The organism is Mycobacterium sp. BK086, from assembly GCA_004362315.1.
Taxonomy (GTDB): Bacteria; Actinomycetota; Actinomycetes; order Mycobacteriales; family Mycobacteriaceae; genus Mycobacterium.
This window is the reverse complement of the sequence record SNWL01000003.1, coordinates 462,048-479,098: the sequence shown is the minus strand read 5'-3', so window position 1 is coordinate 479,098 and position 17,051 is coordinate 462,048. Positions and strand designations below refer to the sequence as shown.

Genomic DNA, 17,051 nt, shown 5'->3' with positions numbered 1-17,051 from the left:
GAGGCACGCCGAAATCGACACCAGGGTCGTCGATCCGCGCTGATCGCGACCCTGGTGTCGATCTCGTCGCCGACTAGAGCAGACCGAGCAGCTCCAGATCGGTCACGTACTTGACGATGACGTCCGGCGTGACATGCGGAATGTCCTTGTCCGGGCCGATCTTCGCGTCCTGCACCGCGGCGCGGAACCGGTCGGTCGGAGCGATCGATCCGTTGACCGGATGCTCGGGCCGCTGGTAATTGTGCAGCAACGGCAGCAGCGAATACTGGCGCTGCCGGTCGGGCAGTGCGCGCATCGAGGTGTCGAACCGTTGCAGCCACGCGTCGTACTCGCCGACCCGCTGGACCGGGTAGCCGGCCTGGATGAGCCAGTCGACGAACTCGTCGAGCCCGATGCCGTCGTCGTAGGGGTTCATCACGTGGTATGTCTCGAACCCCTCGGTGACGTGGGCCCCCAGGGTCGAGATCGCCTCGGCGATGAATTCGACCGGCAGGCCGTCGTAGTGGGCACGCTGGCGGTTGCCGTCGGCGTCGAGCTCGTAGAACGACACGGGCGCGATACCGGTGGCCACCAGGCTCAGCATCATCCGGGTGAACATGTCGGGCAGGTTGAGCTGCCCGCCGTAGGTGGTGTCCGCCAGGATCATGTCGCAGCGGAACACCGAAACCGGCAGGCCGCACAGGTCATTGGCCTCGCGCAGCAACACCTCGCCGGCCCACTTGCTGTTGCTGTAACCGTTGGCGTAGGACTCGTCGACTGCCCGGGTCGGGCTGATCGACCGGATATCGCCGTCCTCGACGAACCGTCCCGGCGCGATACCCGCCCCGACACCGATCGTCGACACGTAGACGAATGGCTTCACTTTGGTGGTCAGCGCGATCCTGATCAGTTCAGCGGTGCCAACAGCATTGGGGCCGAACAATTCCCGGTAGGGGAGCACGTGGTTGACCAGAGCCGCAGGGTCGACGATCAGGTCGACGGTGTCGGCCAGCTGTTGCCACGTGTGAGTGTCCAAGCCCAGGTTCTGCTCGCCCTTGTCGCCGGCGATCACCTCGAGGTGCCCGGACAGTTCGCGGTAGTGCTTCAGCAGGTTGGGATCGCCGCTGTCGAAGGTGGCATCGAGCCGAGCCCTCGCCTCATCATTCGTGCGGGCACGCACCAGGGCGATCACCGTGCCGCCGACCAGGCTCATCCGTTCGAGCCATTCCAGGGCCAGGTAACGACCCAGGAATCCGGTTGCGCCGGTGAGCAGTACGGTGCGGATCTCGGTGCTCGGGCCGGGCAGCTCCGGCGCGGCTGCGAGCGTCTCGGCGTCGATGAAGCGGTCCAGCGTCAGATCGCCGGCATGCGCCACCGTCGCGCCTGCGCCGTGAACGGAGGCGAACGTCGGCCGCTTGCCGCCCGAACTGCGTTCGGTCTCGATGTAGTCGGCGATGGCCTGCAGGTCGTTGGCCGGGCTGACGATGACGCCGACCGGCACCTCGAGGTCGAAGATCTCGTTGAGCAGATTGGCGAATGTCAACGCCGACAGGGAATCTCCGCCCAAGTCGGTGAAGTGCGCGTCGGGCTGCAGATCCGTGGCCGCGGCACCCAGCAGCGCGCCGGCGGCTCGGGTGATGGTGGCCAGCACCGGTGCATCGGCACCACTCTGGCGAATCGCCCGCAGCTCGTCGGCCTGGCCGTCGGCCAGATCGGTGTAGAGCTGTTCCAGGGCGGCGCCGTAGCGTTCCTTCAGCCGGGGCCACGCGAGCTTGCGGATGCCGGTCAGTAGACCGTTCTCCACCGTGAAAGGCGTTGTCTCGATGAGGAAGTCGCGGGGGATCTCGTAGGACTGCAAGCCGGTGGCGCGGGCCACATCCTGCAGTGATTCGCCGACCAGCGCCTTGAGCTCCGCCGCGTCGTGGCTGGCGGCCGCCTCGGCCGTGGGCACCACGACGGCCAGCAAGTAGGGCCGGGCACTGTTGCCGTACAGGTAGATCTGGTGGACCAGCGGGCTGCCCAGGAATGCGGCTTCGAGTTTGGACACTGTGACGAACTCGCCCTGCGAGAGCTTGAGCACGTTGTTGCGCCGGTCGACGTACCGCAGATGGTCGGGCGCGGGCTCGGCGACGATGTCACCGGTGCGGTAGAAACCGTCCTCGTCGAACATCGCGGCGGTCACCTCGGGCCGCTTGTAGTAGCCGGGGAACAGCTGTGTGGTCTTCACCAGCAGCTCACCCCGCGGATGAGGTAGGTCGGTGCCGAAGTAGCCGAGTTCGGGAACGTCGACGAGTTTGTAGTCGGTGACCGGGGGACGGCGCACGACACCGTCGACGAACACGGCGCCGGCTTCGGTCGAGCCGTATCCCTCGATGAGGTGCATGTCCAAGAATGCCTCGACCCACGCCTTGAGCTCGGGTGCGATCGGTGCCGACCCGGTCATCACCGAGACGAACCGGCCGCCCAGCAGACTGTCGCGCTTGTCGGCCAGCACCCGGGCTTCTTCGCCTCGCCGGTCGACCTCGCTCTGAACCTCCTGATGGATCATGTCCCACACCCGTGGCACCAGGTTCAGCTGGGTCGGGCGGGTCAGCGCCAGATCCTCGAGGAATGTCGAAAGGTCCGGGCGGGCAGCAAAATTGACTGTGCCACCACTGCTGAGCGTGCCGTAGAGGCTGCCGCGTCCCATCACGTGACTCATCGGCATGAAGCTCAGCACGATCGAGGGGTAGGAGCCCTGTTTCTCGTCCCAGTGCGCGGCGGCGGCCGCCCACATGTCGGCCACCTTGCTGGCCGGGTACATGGCGCCCTTCGGGGCGCCGGTGCTACCGGAGGTGTAGATCAGCAGGGCCAGCGGGTCGGCCTCGGTAGTCGCGGGCGGCGTAACCGAACGTCCAGTGCCCTCAGCGATTTCCTCGGCAAGGGTGGCGACGGTGACACCGGCGCCTGCCAATCGGTCCTTAGCGGCGGCCAGCGACTCGCGTTGATCGTCCACCTCGGGCCGGAAGTCGAAGACCACCAACCGTTTCGGTGCGGGTCCGGCGAGGGCGAGGTCGACGGCGCCGTCGAGATTGTCGATGCTCGACGCGATCACGACGGGTTCGGTCTCGGCGATGATCGGTTCCAACTGCGTGACGACAGCGCTGGTTTGAAGCGGAACCGACACCGCGCCGAGCTGCGTCAGCGCGAGATCGACGATCGAGTAGTCAACGCTGGTGAAGCCGAGAATGGCCACTCGCTCACCGGGCTTGACGCCGCGATCGGACCAGGTGGCCGCGACGGCCTGCACGCGGTCCCAGGCCTCGCGGTAGGTGATGGTCTCGAAGTGGGGTGCGAGCTCGGCGGTCGTGCGGTGCGTGTGCGGGTCCTCGACAAACCGCACGGCGCGCTGCCCCAGTGCGGGGCGGTCGGCATAACCGTCGAACACGGTCCTGATGACCTCGGGCAAGCCGAGTCCGGGCCGGCCGGCGGCCGCGGTGACAGCGGCGTCGGGGGTGGCCGCAGCGAACTGCGGATCGGTGGCATAAAGATCGCTGACACGCTGCTCAAAGCGGGCTTCGCGAGTATCGGTCGACATGACAAGACTCCATTGACAAGCGAGAAAGAAGATTTGGTGGGTGCAACGCTGCGCCCATATGAAAAATACGTTAGCAAGGCTAACGGTATTCCCCGGTGACCCTCGGAATCGGCTGTGAACTTGCTCTCGATTCCCTTGAGGCCCCCGGTTAGAGCCTCGGGCGACTGGGGTACCCGTGCGTCATCACGGGGACATCCCCCGACCCAAGGAGGCGTCATGAAAGACGTAGACACCCGTATCGACACCGGTGCGGGCCGGATGGAGATCGCCCGCAGTCGCGGCGCGGCCAGTGGCTTCCTGCTGATCCTGCTGGGCACGTGGGGTGCGCTGATTCCGTTCGTCGGCCCGTACTTCAACTTCGCCTTCGATCCCGCCGTCGCGTGGACGTGGACGACAGCGCGCGGCTGGCTGGAGGTTCTTCCCGGGGCGGTGACCGTTCTGGGTGGCGTGCTGCTGCTGATGTCGCGCAATCGCGCCACCGCGATACTTGGTGGCTGGCTTGCTGTGGTCGCCGGCGCCTGGTTCGTCGTCGGCCGGATGTTCGCGACGCCGTTGGGGTTGGGCGATTTCGGATCGCCGGCGTCCAACTCGATCACCGGGCAGCTCGCGATGGAGCTGGCGTTCTTCAGCGGTCTCGGTGCGCTGATCATCTTCTTCGGCGCGATGGCCCTGGGCCGGGTGTCGGTGCGCAGCCTGCGTGACCTTCGCTATGCCCAGCGGCCCGTCGTCGCCGAACCTGTTGCGGCGGAGCCGGTCACGGCCGTGACCGCCGAGCCGGTCGACGTGGAGCGTCGCCGGCATCGCGCTCCCGAGGAGTTCGACGAGGAGCCTCGACATCGCAGCTGGCGTCACATGTTCGGCGGTTCGCGCCGCACGCCGGTCGCGCACTGATGCGGAGCTCGGTGGCCGGACTCGGGGGAGGGTCCGGTCACCGTCCGCGTGCCAGGCGGTACTGATGCATCACCATGTCCAGGATCTCCGGACCGAGCATCGCGCCCGCGTACTCGACCCAGCACCAGCTGCGTGCCGGTTTGCGTGCATCGGAACTGCTTGTGAGGCAGCCGAAGTAATGCACATAGCTGCCGGCAGTGTCGAAGGTGAACGTGTACGAATCCGTGCCGATCGTCGCGTCCAACACCGTTAGCTTTCCCTCGGCGTCGAAAGTGGGCGTCGCGACGACGTCGTTGTGGGCGGTGGTGACACCCGCCTTGAGCTGGTACCCGGGACCGAATGGCAGACCGTCGCGGCCCTGCCAGAACGAGCCGCCGCCCCAGTCGCCGTCGGGGTACTCGTGCAACCAGGACACCCACATTCCCTGAAGCTGACGGGCAATCGGCAGTTCCGGATAGACCGTGCCCGGCGGCCCGTACGCAAAGTCCTGATGCAGGTAACCCGACACTTCGACGCCGTCGACAATCCCGGTGGCGGCGAGTAATTCGTGGCGGTAGTAGGCCTGGTCGGCGATCTCGTTCTGTTCGGGCACGTGAACGGTGAAGATGTCGGTGACGTTGGTTCCGTGCATCTCCCAGCGGCCGCTGGCGTCGTGCCAGTGGAATCCTCCTGCGTCGCGCTCGATCCGGCCGCTGGGAAAGCTCAGCACGGAACTGTCGTCGGTTTCGGCATACTGCATGGGCTCGAACCAGTCAATCGTCGAGTATTCGGCGAAGAGGTGTGGTGGGTCGGGATCGAATGAGTGCGGCAGCCGCTTGAAGCCGGTGATCGGCGAGACGACGTGGGTCATGCCGGTCAGGAAGTCGTCGGCACCACGCAGTCCCCAATAGGTTTGTCCGGCGGCGTCATTGACCACGGCACTGACCCACATCCCGGCCAGGCCGACCCCGGCGCCTGGTGTCCAGGATCGCCGGTAGTGGTCGAGTGTCGGTGCGTGGGTGGCGACTTCGAAGTCAACGGGCATGGGACGCTCCTTGGCTGAAGTCGATGATGCCGCGAATGTTGCTTCCCTCGCGCAGATGTCCGATGGCGTCGTTGATGTCCTCGAGGCGATAGCGACGCGTGACCAACTCGTCGAGCTTGAGGGTGCCCGCCTCGTACATGGACAGCAGCATCGGCATACTGGCGCGCGCGTTCATCTCGCCGTAGAGGGCTCCCTTGAGTGTCTTACAGGAGTTGACGAGGTCGGACAGGATCAGCGGGACGGACATCTGCGACAGGGGAGTCATCGCCGTCACGACACAGGTGCCGCCCTTGCGGGTCAGCATCAAAGCCAGTGGGATCAAGTCGGTGTGGAGCACACCGACGGTCAGCACGACCGCATCGGCCATGACTCCCCAGGTGAGTTCCTTGACGAGCGCCAGTGCTTCGCCGGCGTCGCCGACGGTGTGGGTGGCCCCGAACGACGGCGCGATATCGCGTTTGAAGTCGACGGGGTCGACGGCGATGACGTTTTTCGCGCCGGCGGCACGGGCTCCCTGGACGGCGTTCATGCCGACCCCGCCGGTGCCGATCACGACGACCGTATCACCGGGTTTGGTTCCCGCGCAGGAACTGCCCGACCCGAAACCCGTTGTCACGCCGCAGGACACGAGCGAGGCGGCATCCAGGGGTATCCAGTCGTGCACTTTGATGAACGACCGCTCGGATGCGACGACGTACTCGGAGAAGGTGCCGACCTGCATCAAAGCCATCAGGTGCTGGTCATCGAGATGACGTCGGGGTGTGTCGTCGGTGATCATGTTCTTGCTGAACACCCGACCGCCGACGTCGCACAGATAGCTCGCACCAGACGCGCACCACCGGCAACTTCCGCAGGACGGGATGAAGGACACTGCGACATGGTCACCCGGCTTCAGGGTGGTCACCCCGGGGCCGACCTCTTCGACGACACCGGCACCCTCATGGCCGCCGAGGAGTGGAAACCATTCGGGCATAGGCATTCCGGCGGCTTCGATCAACGCCACCAGATTGTCGTCGGGAACACTGTCACCGGTCGCGAAATGGTCATCGGAGTGGCAGATACCCGCCACGCTCATCTTCACCAGCACTTCGCCGGCCCGCGGCGGGTCGAGCTCGATGGTTTCGATCTGCCAGTCCTGACCCACGCCGTGCAGCACTGCCGCTTGGGATTTCATCGATGAGCACTCCCTCGGACGGATCGGGGACGGCGACATCGCACATTTAATCCTCTAGAGGTATCTTTGTAAAGATCCGCGTCGACCGAAAGGACTCCACATGCCGGCGGGCAAGCCGAAGCAGGTCGCCGACGAACTGCGCGGCCTGATCATCGCGGGTGACCTCGACGAGGGGGACCTGCTGGGCACCGAGGCCGAGTTGATCGAACGGTTCGATGTGTCGCGACCGTCGCTGCGAGAGTCGTTGCGCATCCTGGAGGCAGAGGGCCTGATTTCGGTCGTCCGCGGGGCCCAAGGTGGCGTGGTCGTGCACCGGCCCGATCAGCGGATGACCGCCCGCGCTGCTGCTCTGGTATTGCAATCACGCAGCGTCTCGCTGGCCGACGTCTTCGAGGCCAGCGCGGTGATCGAGCCGGCAGCGACCCGGATGGTGGCCGCATCGCGCGATCATCAACGGGCGGCCGAGCAATTGCACGAACTCGTGCTCGAGATGAAGCGCACCGTCGACGATCCGGTGGCCTGCACCAGCGTCATGGTGCGCTTCCACAGCGATATCGTGCAACTGGCCGGCAATCAGACGCTGATTCTGATCTGCGAGATGATCAACGAGGTGATCGTGCGCGCGGTGGCCGATGCGCTCATCATCAGCCAGGACGAACCGGCCGCCTCCCGGCGGCGCACGATCCGCTCGTTCGAACAGCTCGTCGCGCTGATTGCCGCCGGGGATCCCGAAGGCGCGCAAGAACATTGCGCCGCGCACATGGCGCGCCTGCGGACGACGCTACTGGGTGACTTCGCGGCGTCGGTGGTCGACCGCGCCGCGCATTTCTAGCCGGTGTAGGCCATCACGTGCTTGATGCGGGTGTAGTCCTCGAATCCGTACATCGACAGATCCTTACCGTGCCCTGAGGCCTTGTAGCCGCCGTGCGGCATCTCGGCGACCAGCGGGATGTGGGTGTTGATCCACACGCAGCCGAAGTCCAGCGCATTGGACACCCGAATCGCCCGGGAGACGTCCTTGGTCCACACCGACGAGGCCAGGCCGTATTCGGTGCCGTTGGCCAGGCGAAGAGCCTCGTCCTCGTCGGTGAACGACTGCACGGTGATCACCGGGCCGAAGATTTCCTCTTGTACCTGGCGGTCGTCTTGGCGCAGCCCGCCGATCACCGTCGGCTCGATGTAGAAACCCTTGTCGCCCTGCCGGTTTCCGCCGGCGGCGACCGTCGCGTGTGACGGCACGTCGGCGAGGAAGCCGAGCACCCGGTCGAGCTGGTTGGGATTGTTGACCGGCGGCACCCACGCGTCCTCGTCGTCGGCGGCCCGGCCGAACGTGGTGGCCGCGCCCCTGGCCTGTTCGGCCAGTGCGGCGGTCAGTTCCTCGGCGACCCCGGCGTGAGCCAGCACCCGGGTGGCCGCCGTGCAGTCCTGACCGGCGTTGAAGTATCCCGCGGTCGCGATTCCCTCTGCGGCGGTGGCGATGTCGGCATCGTCGAATACGATCACCGGCGCTTTGCCGCCCAACTCCAGGTGCGTGCGCTTGAGGTGGCCGCCCGCACTGACCGCGACCGCACGGCCGGCGGCGACCGATCCGGTGATCGACACCATCTGCGGGGTCGGATGCGCGACGACGGCCGCACCGGTCACCCGGTCGCCGCACACGACATTGAGCACGCCGGGTCCGAAATGCTCGGCGGCGATCTCGGCCAACATCACGGTGGTCACCGGGGTGGTGTCGCTGGGCTTGAGCACCACGGTGTTGCCCGCGGCGATGGCCGGGCAGAACTTCCAGATCGCCATCATCATCGGGTAGTTCCACGGCGCGACCTGGCCGATCACCCCGACCGGCTCGCGGCGGATCCACGAGGTGTGGTCGGTCATGTACTCGCCGGCCGACTTGCCCTCCAAAATCCGTGCCGCACCGGCGAAGAACCGGATCTGGTCGACCATCGGCGGAATCTCTTCGGCGGCCGTCACGTGGTTGGGCTTGCCGGTGTTGCGGCCTTCGGCGGCAACCAGGTCGGCAGCCGCTTTCTCCACATCGTCGGCGAAACCGAGCAGCGCCTTCTGCCGATGTGACGGGGTGGTGCGCTTCCAGTCGGCGAACGCCGTTGCGGCGGCCGCGTAGGCGTTGTCGATGTCCTGCTCGTTGGAAATCGGTGCGGTGCCGTACTTTTCGCCGCTCGACGGATCGACGATCGGCATGGTGGCGCCGCTGACCGAGTCCACCAGCTCGCCGTTGATGAAGTTCTTGGTCATCAGAGCTCGGCCAGAATGTCGGCCAGCACCCCGAGTCCTTCGAGCAGCAGCTCGTCGCTGATCGTCAGCGGCGGCAGGAACCGCAGCACATTGCCGAACGTGCCACAGGTCAACACCAGCACGCCCTGGGCGTGCGCCTTGGCGGCCAGATTCTTGGTGAGTTCCGGATCCGGTTCGCCGGTACCGGATTTCACCAGCTCGACGGCGATCATCGCGCCGCGACCGCGGACGTCGCCGATGCGATCGTCGTCGGCCTGGATCCGGCCCAGCTTGTCCTTCATCACCGCTTCGATCTGCTTGGCGCGCGCCACCAGACCGTCGAGCTCGATGGTCTCGATGGTGGCCAGCGCCGCCGCACACGCCACCGGGTTGCCGCCGTAGGTGCCACCGAGGCCGCTGACGTGCGGGGCATCCATGACCTCGGCACGCCCTGTGACCGCCGCCAGCGGCAGGCCGTCGGCAATACCCTTGGCGGTCACGATGAGATCGGGCTCGATGCCTTCGTCCTCACAGGCGAACATCGCCCCGGTGCGCGCGAACCCGGTCTGCACCTCGTCGGCGATGAACACGACGTTGTTGTCGGTGCACCAGGCCCGCAACGCGGGCAGGAATCCGGGCGCGGGAACGATGAAGCCGCCCTCACCCTGAATGGGCTCGATGACGACGGCGGCCAGGTTGGCCGCGCCGATCTGCTTGTCGATCACGGTCAGTGCCCGCTCGGCGGCCAGTTCACCGTCGGTTGCCCATTCCTTGTCGATCAGACCGTCGCGGTAGGGGTAGGACATGGGTGCGCGGTAGACCTCGGGCGCGAACGGGCCGAAGCCGCTCTTGTAGGGCATCGACTTGGCGGTCAGCGCCATCGTCAGGTTGGTGCGCCCGTGATAGGCGTGATCGAAGGCCACCACCGCGGTCTTGCGGGTGTAGGCGCGGGCGATCTTGATCGCGTTCTCCACCGCTTCGGCGCCGGAGTTGAACAGCGCCGACCGCTTCTCGTACGAGCCGGGGGTGAGGCGGTTGAGGTGCTCGGCGACGGCGATGTACTCCTCGTACGGCGTCACCATGAAGCAGGTATGGGTGAAGTCGGCGACCTGGGCGCGCACCGCGTCCACCACCCGCGGCGAGGAGTTGCCGATCGTCGTCACCGCGATCCCGGAACCCAGATCGATCAGCCGGTTGCCGTCGACGTCCTCGATGATCCCGCCGCCGGCGCGGGCGGCGTAGATCGGCATCGTCACGCCGACACCGTGCGAGACCGCGGCGACTCGGCGTTTGGACAGCTCGAGGGACGCGGGGCCGGGGATGTCGGTGACGAGTTTGCGGCTCTGCTCGAGGGTGGTCACTTCTGATCTCCTAGACGAAGGCGGCACTGCACGAAGCGGGCCATCCGAGCCTAGTCGGGAGACGGCGCTGTGCAACTGAAAACCCGGTTTGAGGGCGCCATCGATAATGGATTACGTCGTTGGGGACGGCAAAATCGACGTAATCGGTTGGTGTCTAGCCGGTGCCGGGGGAGAACGGCGCCCCGTCGATCCGATCGACGGTGGTGAACGATTCGACGGGCTCGCGGGTGAGCCTGCGGACCTGGTGAACCGGATGTCCCAGCGCGATCACCGCGGCCAACACCAGCGGATCTTCGGCGCCCAGCAGCCGCTTCACCTCGTCTTCGGCCCGGATCAACATCGTCGTCAGCACGCCGCCGACGCCTTCGGCCCGCGCGGCCAGCAGGATGTTCCAGGCGAACGGGTAGACGGACGCGCCGCCGGCCAGTGAATACCGGTCGAGGTCACGATCGACCGCGGCCAGCTGCGCGAGGTCGGCGAACAGCGCCAGCAGCACCGGCACCTGGTCGAGATGCGCGGCCATTCCGCCGACCGTGATGTCCGCCCCGGCCCCCAGCGCGGCCGTCTCGGCGTCGCGGTCGTTGACCGGCGACCAGGGGCGCAGGCCGGCGGCTGTCAGCGTCAGGTAGTCGGCCCAGGGCTGTTGATAGAGGTCGCGCAGCCGAGCGCGCACGGCCGGATCCTTGACCACGACCACCCGCCAGGCCTGCGCGTTGGCGCCGCTGGGGGCGAAGCGCGCGGTGTCCAGAATCCGCGCCAGGGCGGCATCGTCGACGGGCTCATCGGTGAACTCGCGCACCGAGCCGGTGCTGCGCAGCGTGTCGATCAGGTCCATCCGACCATCTTCCATGGACGGTGCCGGTCGGACCCGAACCCGGACAATGGCAGACTGGGCAGCTATGAAGCCCGTGACCTGACGGTCGCGGAGCGCTTACCCCGCACCCGATACGAAAGAATCGTTTCCGCCATGGACCTGCTCGTCTTCCTGCCCCTGATCATCATCATGGGCGCATTCATGTATTTCGCCTCCCGGCGTCAGCGCAAGGCCATGCAGGCCACCATCGACCTGCACGAGTCGCTGACCGTCGGCGACCGGGTGCACACCACCTCCGGTATCGAGGGCACCATCACCGGGATCACCGACGACAGCGTCGACCTGGAGATCGCCCCCGGCGTGGTGACCACCTGGCTGAAGCTCGCCGTCCGCGACGTCATCGTGGACGAGGAGCCCGACGCCGATGAGGTGGAATCCACTGCCACCGAGATCACCGACACCGACGCGCCCCGCCTCACCAAAGACTGATCGCCAGGCACACCACGTACCCTCTAGCGGAAGCTCGGAGGAGGCGCTCGCGGGACGCGGCACAAAGACCCAGCGGGACGCGGCACAAAACCTAGGAGAGACAACAACGTGGCATCGTCTTCGGCGCCGGTGCATCCCTACCGCTGGCTGGCGCTGTTCCTGGTCCTGCTCATCGGGGTTTACGCACTCGTTTTCCTCACCGGGGACAAACACGCCAACGCCAAGCTGGGCATCGACCTGCAGGGTGGCACCCGTGTCACGCTCACCGCGCGCACCCCGGACGGATCCAAGCCGACCACCGATGCGCTGAACCAGGCGCAGCAGATCATCAACGACCGCGTGAACGGACTCGGCGTTGCGGGTTCGGAAGTCGTGATCGACGGCGACAACCTGGTCATCACGGTGCCCGGTAACGACGGCAACGAGGCCCGCAACCTCGGCCAGACCGCCCGGTTGTTCATCCGGCCGGTGATCGGCCAGCCGATCCCGATCGAGGCGATCAAGCAGCAGATGCAGGCCGCAGGCGTGCCCGGGGCGCAAGGCCCGGGCGGACCGACACCCGCGCCCGCACCTCCCGGTGCCCCAGCTCCCGCGCCCGGTGCGCCACCGGCCGCACCCGCGCCTGCCCCGGCCAACCCGGCGGCGCCCGCACCCCAGCCACGTCCGTACCCGGCCGAGCCGGCACCGTCGCCGTCTCCGACGCCAGGCGAGCCCGCCCCGGCACCCGCGCCGGCCCCCGGCCAGCCGGCCCCGCCGACCGCGGCCCCGGCGCCAGGAGCGCCCGCACCCGGCGCTCCCGCGCCTGCACCCGGGCCGCCGGACCCCCGTAAGGACCTCGCCGCGCGCATCAAGTTCGAGAAGGAACTGCGCCAGAGCACCAACCAGAATCTGCTGCTGATCGCTGTGCAGTACATGGCGGGCAAGTGCGATCAGCCCGACATCCTGGCCGGCAACGACGACGCGGACAAGCCGCTGGTGGCCTGCTCGCAGGACCACAAGTACATCTACGTGCTGGACAAGTCGATCATCAGCGGCGACCAGATCAAGGACGCGACGTCCGGGCTGGACAACCAGAGCGGTGCCTACGTCGTCGACCTGTCCTTCAAGGACCAGGCCGCGACCACGTGGGCCGACTTCACCGCAGCCAACATCGGCACCCAGACGGCGTTCACGCTCGACTCGCAGGTCGTCAGCGCCCCGCAGATCCGGGAAGCGATTCCGGGCGGGCGCACCCAGATCAGCGGCGGCAACCCGCCGTTCACCGCCGACAGCGCCAAGCAGCTGGCCAACGTCCTCAAGTACGGCTCGCTGCCGCTGTCGTTCGAATCCTCGGAGGCTGAAACCGTCTCGGCGACACTGGGATTGGCGTCGCTTCGGGCGGGTCTGATCGCGGGTGCGGTCGGACTTGCGCTGGTGTTGCTGTATTCGCTGCTCTACTACCGAGTGCTGGGCTTGTTGACGGCACTGTCGCTGATCGCTTCGGGCGCCATGGTGTTCGGGATCCTGGTGCTCCTGGGCAGATACATCAACTACACCCTCGACCTGGCCGGTATCGCGGGTCTGATCATCGGTATCGGTACCACCGCCGACTCGTTCGTGGTGTTCTTCGAACGCATCAAAGACGAAATCCGAGAAGGGCGTTCGTTCCGCTCGGCGGTGCCACGCGGTTGGGCACGGGCCCGTAAGACGATTCTGTCCGGCAACGCCGTGACGTTCCTGGCGGCTGCGGTGCTCTACATCATGGCCGTCGGTCAGGTGAAGGGCTTCGCGTTCACGTTGGGGCTGACCACGATCCTCGACGTCGTGGTGGTGTTCCTGGTGACCTGGCCGCTGGTGTACCTGGCGTCGAAGTCGCCCACGATGGCCAAACCCGCCTTCAACGGTCTTGGCGCGATCCAGCAGATAGCCCGCGAACGCCGAGCGGCCGAAACAGCGACGGGACGGAGGTAACTCACATGGCCAAGGACATCGCGGACGACACCGAGTCCACCGCCGTCGAGGCGCCCGATCTGGAAGCCACCGCCGCGCCCAAGCACGGCTTCTTCGTTCGCCTCTACACCGGCACCGGCGCGTTCGAGGTCATCGGCCGGCGCAAGATGTGGTACGCGATCAGTGGGTTGATCGTCGCGGTCTGCATCGCCAGCATCGCCATCAAGGGCTTCACCCTGGGCATCGACTTCGAGGGCGGCACCAAGGTCTCGATGCCGGTTGCCGGCAAGAACGGCGTCGTCACCACCCAGCAGGTGGAGGACGTCTACAGCAAGACGCTCGGCAAGGCGCCGGAGTCCGTCGTGTTGGTCGGCAACGGCGCGTCGGCGACCGTGCAGATCCGCTCGGAGGCGCTGAACAACACCGAGACCGACGAGTTGCGCACCGCGCTGTTCGATGCGTTCGGCCCCAAGGGTTCTGACGGCCAGGCCAGCAAGGACGTCATCAGCGACTCGGCGGTCTCGGAGACCTGGGGCGGCCAGATCACCAAGAAGGCGCTGTACGCGCTCGCGGTGTTCCTCGGGCTGGCCGCCATCTACATCACCATCCGCTACGAGCGCTACATGGCGATCTCGGCGCTGGCGACGCTGGTGTTCGACCTCGTCGTCACCGCGGGGGTGTACTCACTCGTCGGCTTCGAGGTGACGCCCGCAACGGTCATCGGTCTGCTCACGATTCTGGGCTTCTCGCTCTACGACACGGTCATCGTGTTCGACAAGGTCGAGGAGAACACGCACGGCTTCGAGCACACCACCCGAAGAACGTTCGCCGAACAGGCCAACCTCGCGGTCAACCAGACCTTCATGCGCTCGATCAACACCAGCCTCATCTCGGTGTTGCCGATCCTCGCGCTGATGGTCGTCGCGGTCTGGCTGCTGGGAGTCGGCACCCTGATGGACCTCGCGCTGGTGCAGCTGGTCGGCGTGATCGTCGGAACCTTCTCGTCGATCTTCTTCGCCACCCCGCTGCTCGTGTCGCTGCGTGAACGCACCGATCTGGTGCGGACCCACACCCGCCGAGTGCTCAACCGGCGCAAGCCGTCGGCGGCCGGTGCCAGCGCCAGCGAGGTCGTCACCGGGGGTGCCGTCAGCCTGGACAAGGCCGCCAGATCGGTCCCGGCCGAAGCCGCCATCGGCGGCACGCCGGCCGTCGGCAACAAGCCCTCGCCGGGTGCCCGGCCGAGCCGGCCGACGGGCAAACGCAGCACCCGCGGGCGATAGCGAGCCATGGCAGTCGGGCGCCGGCGCGCCGCCGCGGTGGCGGCGGCTGTCGTGGGAGTGATCGCGTCCAGTGTGCTGACGTCGTGTTCGGGAAGCCCGGCAGACCAGATCAACTATGCCGTCGACGGCATGCTGACCAGCTACAACACCAACACCGTCACCGGTGCTGCCTCGGCAGGCCCGCAGGCCTTCGCCAGGGTGCTGGCCGGGTTCAACTTCCACGGCCCTGACGGGCAGGTGCTGGCCGACCACGACTTCGGTTCGGTGTCGGTGGTCGGCCGTGACCCGCTGGTGCTGGATTACCAGATCTCGGACAAGGCCACCTATTCCGACGGCAAGCCGGTGACGTGTGACGACATGGTGCTGGCGTGGGCGGCGCAGTCCGGGCGGTTCCCGGCCTTCGACGCCGCGAGCCGGGCCGGCTACCTGGACATCGACGGCATCGACTGCCAGCCCGGCCAGAAGAAGGCCCGGGTGACCTATCTGCCGGGCCGCGCCGTCATCGACTACCAGCAGCTGTTCACCGCGACATCGATGATGCCGTCCCACGTGATCGGTGACGTGCTGGGCCTGGACGTCACCCGGGCCATCCAGAGCGGTGATTCCGCCGCCGTCGATCGCATCGCCCAGGCGTGGAACACGATCTGGGATCTCAAGCCCGGTGTGGACCTCAAGCGGTTCCCGTCGTCGGGTCCCTACAAGATCGATTCGGTGCTGCCCGAGGGTGCGGTGGTGCTGACCGCCAACGACCGCTGGTGGGGCGCCAAACCGATCACCAAGCGGATCACCGTGTGGCCGCGCGGCGTCGACGTGCAGGACCGGATCAACAACGGCACCTTCCAGGTGGTCGACGTCGCCACCGGATCGTCGGGCACCCTGACCACCCCCGACGGCTACGACCGTCACGAATTTCCCTCCGGCGGTATCGAGCAGCTCATCTTCGCCCCCGACGGCCCGCTGGCGGCGACACCGGCCCGGCGTGCGGTGGCACTGTGCACTCCGCGCGATCTGATCGCGCTGAACTCCGAAACCCCGATCTCCAATGTCCGGCTCAACCCCGCCAGCGATGACGCGTTCGGTGCGATCGAGGGCGTCGCGATCGCCGGCCAGTTCGGTCCGGCCAACCCCGATGCCGCCCGCGATGCGCTCGGCGGTCAGCCTCTGGTCGTACGCCTCGGCTATCAGGCGCCCAACCCCCGCCTGGCGGCCACCGTCGGTGCCATCACGAAATCTTGTGCCGCAGCAGGTATTACGATCGTCGACACGACCACGAACACCACGGGTCCGCAGACGCTGCGCGACGGCAAGATCGACGTCCTGCTGGCCAGCACCGGCGGCGCGGCGGGCAGCGGGTCGACGGGGTCGTCGGCGCTGGACGCCTACACGCTGTTCTCCGGCGACGGCAACAATCTGCCCCGCTACGTCAACCCGCAGATCGACGGCATCATCTCGGCGCTGGCGGTCACCGGCGATGCCAAGGAACAGGCCCGGCTGCTGAGCGACAGCTCGCCGATCCTGTGGGGCGACATGCCGACCCTGCCGCTGTACCGTCAGCAGCGCACGGTGCTGGCATCGAAGAAGATGTATGCCGTAGAAGGCAATCCGACCAAATGGGGCGCGGGCTGGAACATGGACCGATGGGTGTACGAGAAGTGAATGAATCCGTCGTCGATGTCATCAAGTCGCTGACCCGCGAGGTATCCGACTTCCCCGAACCCGGCATCCAGTTCAAGGACCTCACCCCGGTGCTCGCCGACCCCCACGGCCTGGCCGTGGTCACCGACGCGCTCGCCGAGATCGCCGACGGCGCCGACCTGGTGGCAGGCATCGACGCCCGCGGATTCCTGCTGGGTGGTGCGGTGGCCCATCGGCTGGGCATCGGCGTGCTGGCCATCCGCAAGGGCGGAAAACTGCCGCCGCCCGTGCACAGCCAGAGCTACACCCTCGAATACGGGACCGCGACACTCGAGATTCCCGCCGACGGGATCGATCTGGCCGGGCGGCGCGTCGTGATCATCGACGACGTGCTCGCGACCGGCGGCACACTGGCCGCGGCGGGTGCCTTGCTGGCCGCCAGCGGGGCAGAGGTGCCGGTGGCGGCCGTCGTGCTGGAACTGTCCGGACTCGGCGGCCGGGACAAGGTGTCCCCTCTGCAGGTGGCGAGCCTGCAAACCGTCTGACTCCGGTTAACGCTGCGGGTGGCCAGGTGGCGGCCCGGCAAATGGCTGATGGCGGTCTGACATTCACGTAGGCCCGCGCCGGGTACGTCCGCAATGCTTGCTGCGACAACATATTTGG

13 protein-coding genes are annotated in these 17,051 nt (G+C 66.9%); 7 read left to right on the top strand and 6 right to left on the bottom strand.

Annotated elements, in window-relative coordinates:
- Positions 1-73: 73 nt before the first annotated feature.
- Positions 74-3,556 carry a carboxylic acid reductase gene (gene car / locus EV580_RS02255; RefSeq protein ID WP_133689529.1) on the bottom strand — a complete coding sequence of 1,161 codons (3,483 nt, stop codon included), beginning with the start codon at positions 3,554-3,556 and terminating at the stop codon, positions 74-76.
- Between the two features lie 216 nt (positions 3,557-3,772).
- Between car and EV580_RS02250 the strand changes: the two genes are divergently transcribed.
- On the top strand, positions 3,773-4,447 hold the full coding sequence (locus EV580_RS02250) for a hypothetical protein (RefSeq protein WP_133689528.1): 675 nt from the start codon (positions 3,773-3,775) through the stop codon (positions 4,445-4,447).
- 37 nt (positions 4,448-4,484) lie between these two features.
- On the opposite strand, the gene EV580_RS02245 is transcribed toward EV580_RS02250, so the two are convergent.
- Positions 4,485-5,471, bottom strand: coding sequence for a hypothetical protein (locus tag EV580_RS02245; RefSeq protein WP_133689527.1), 987 nt, complete (start codon positions 5,469-5,471; stop codon positions 4,485-4,487).
- Positions 5,461-6,645 (bottom strand): NDMA-dependent alcohol dehydrogenase, encoded by a 1,185-nt coding sequence (locus EV580_RS02240; protein WP_133689526.1) that lies wholly within the window; start codon positions 6,643-6,645, stop codon positions 5,461-5,463. Before EV580_RS02240 ends, EV580_RS02245 begins: the two co-directional genes overlap by 11 nt.
- A 100-nt stretch (positions 6,646-6,745) precedes the next feature.
- Between EV580_RS02240 and EV580_RS02235 the strand changes: the two genes are divergently transcribed.
- Positions 6,746-7,477 (top strand): FadR/GntR family transcriptional regulator, encoded by a 732-nt coding sequence (locus tag EV580_RS02235; protein WP_133689525.1) that lies wholly within the window; start codon positions 6,746-6,748, stop codon positions 7,475-7,477.
- On the opposite strand, the gene EV580_RS02230 is transcribed toward EV580_RS02235, so the two are convergent.
- The 3 genes from EV580_RS02230 to EV580_RS02220 all read right to left on the bottom strand — a co-directional run bounded on the left by EV580_RS02230 (position 7,474) and on the right by EV580_RS02220 (position 11,076).
- On the bottom strand, positions 7,474-8,901 hold the full coding sequence (locus EV580_RS02230; RefSeq protein WP_133689524.1) for a gamma-aminobutyraldehyde dehydrogenase: 1,428 nt from the start codon (positions 8,899-8,901) through the stop codon (positions 7,474-7,476). The genes EV580_RS02235 and EV580_RS02230 overlap by 4 nt on opposite strands.
- Entirely contained in the window at positions 8,901-10,241 is a 1,341-nt protein-coding gene (gene gabT, locus EV580_RS02225; protein WP_133689523.1) for a 4-aminobutyrate--2-oxoglutarate transaminase, read from the bottom strand. Before gabT ends, EV580_RS02230 begins: the two co-directional genes overlap by 1 nt.
- 154 nt (positions 10,242-10,395) lie before the next feature.
- The gene (locus EV580_RS02220; RefSeq protein ID WP_133689522.1) at positions 10,396-11,076 is read right to left on the bottom strand and encodes a nitroreductase family protein; all 681 of its coding nucleotides are present in this window, start codon (positions 11,074-11,076) and stop codon (positions 10,396-10,398) included.
- A 132-nt stretch (positions 11,077-11,208) separates the two neighbouring features.
- On the opposite strand from EV580_RS02220, the gene yajC reads away from it, so the two are divergent.
- The 5 genes from yajC to EV580_RS02195 all read left to right on the top strand — a co-directional run bounded on the left by yajC (position 11,209) and on the right by EV580_RS02195 (position 16,933).
- Positions 11,209-11,544: a preprotein translocase subunit YajC gene (yajC, locus tag EV580_RS02215; protein WP_133689521.1), complete on the top strand. Its 336-nt coding sequence runs from the start codon at positions 11,209-11,211 to the stop codon at positions 11,542-11,544.
- A 108-nt stretch (positions 11,545-11,652) separates the two neighbouring features.
- Complete coding sequence (secD, locus tag EV580_RS02210; RefSeq protein WP_133689520.1) at positions 11,653-13,494, top strand: protein translocase subunit SecD; 1,842 nt, start codon at positions 11,653-11,655, stop codon at positions 13,492-13,494.
- A gap of 5 nt (positions 13,495-13,499) precedes the next feature.
- Positions 13,500-14,753, top strand: coding sequence for a protein translocase subunit SecF (gene secF, locus EV580_RS02205; RefSeq protein WP_133689519.1), 1,254 nt, complete (start codon positions 13,500-13,502; stop codon positions 14,751-14,753).
- A 6-nt stretch (positions 14,754-14,759) separates the two neighbouring features.
- Positions 14,760-16,409: an ABC transporter substrate-binding protein gene (locus tag EV580_RS02200; protein ID WP_133689518.1), complete on the top strand. Its 1,650-nt coding sequence runs from the start codon at positions 14,760-14,762 to the stop codon at positions 16,407-16,409.
- Positions 16,391-16,933, top strand: coding sequence for an adenine phosphoribosyltransferase (locus tag EV580_RS02195; RefSeq protein WP_133689517.1), 543 nt, complete (start codon positions 16,391-16,393; stop codon positions 16,931-16,933). The genes EV580_RS02200 and EV580_RS02195 overlap by 19 nt, the downstream gene beginning before the upstream one ends.
- Positions 16,934-17,051: the final 118 nt, after the last annotated feature.

Excerpts from the sequence above, each read along its gene's own strand:
- car (WP_133689529.1), bottom strand. The coding sequence starts at position 3,556 with ATGTCGACCGATACTCGCGAAGCCCGCTTTGAGCAGCGTGTCAGCGAT.
- EV580_RS02250 (WP_133689528.1), top strand. The coding sequence starts at position 3,773 with ATGAAAGACGTAGACACCCGTATCGACACCGGTGCGGGCCGGATGGAG.
- EV580_RS02245 (WP_133689527.1), bottom strand. The coding sequence starts at position 5,471 with ATGCCCGTTGACTTCGAAGTCGCCACCCACGCACCGACACTCGACCAC.
- EV580_RS02240 (WP_133689526.1), bottom strand. The coding sequence starts at position 6,645 with ATGAAATCCCAAGCGGCAGTGCTGCACGGCGTGGGTCAGGACTGGCAG.
- EV580_RS02235 (WP_133689525.1), top strand. The coding sequence starts at position 6,746 with ATGCCGGCGGGCAAGCCGAAGCAGGTCGCCGACGAACTGCGCGGCCTG.
- EV580_RS02230 (WP_133689524.1), bottom strand. The coding sequence starts at position 8,901 with ATGACCAAGAACTTCATCAACGGCGAGCTGGTGGACTCGGTCAGCGGC.
- EV580_RS02220 (WP_133689522.1), bottom strand. The coding sequence starts at position 11,076 with ATGGACCTGATCGACACGCTGCGCAGCACCGGCTCGGTGCGCGAGTTC.
- yajC (WP_133689521.1), top strand. The coding sequence starts at position 11,209 with ATGGACCTGCTCGTCTTCCTGCCCCTGATCATCATCATGGGCGCATTC.
- secF (WP_133689519.1), top strand. The coding sequence starts at position 13,500 with ATGGCCAAGGACATCGCGGACGACACCGAGTCCACCGCCGTCGAGGCG.
- EV580_RS02200 (WP_133689518.1), top strand. The coding sequence starts at position 14,760 with ATGGCAGTCGGGCGCCGGCGCGCCGCCGCGGTGGCGGCGGCTGTCGTG.
- EV580_RS02195 (WP_133689517.1), top strand. The coding sequence starts at position 16,391 with ATGGGTGTACGAGAAGTGAATGAATCCGTCGTCGATGTCATCAAGTCG.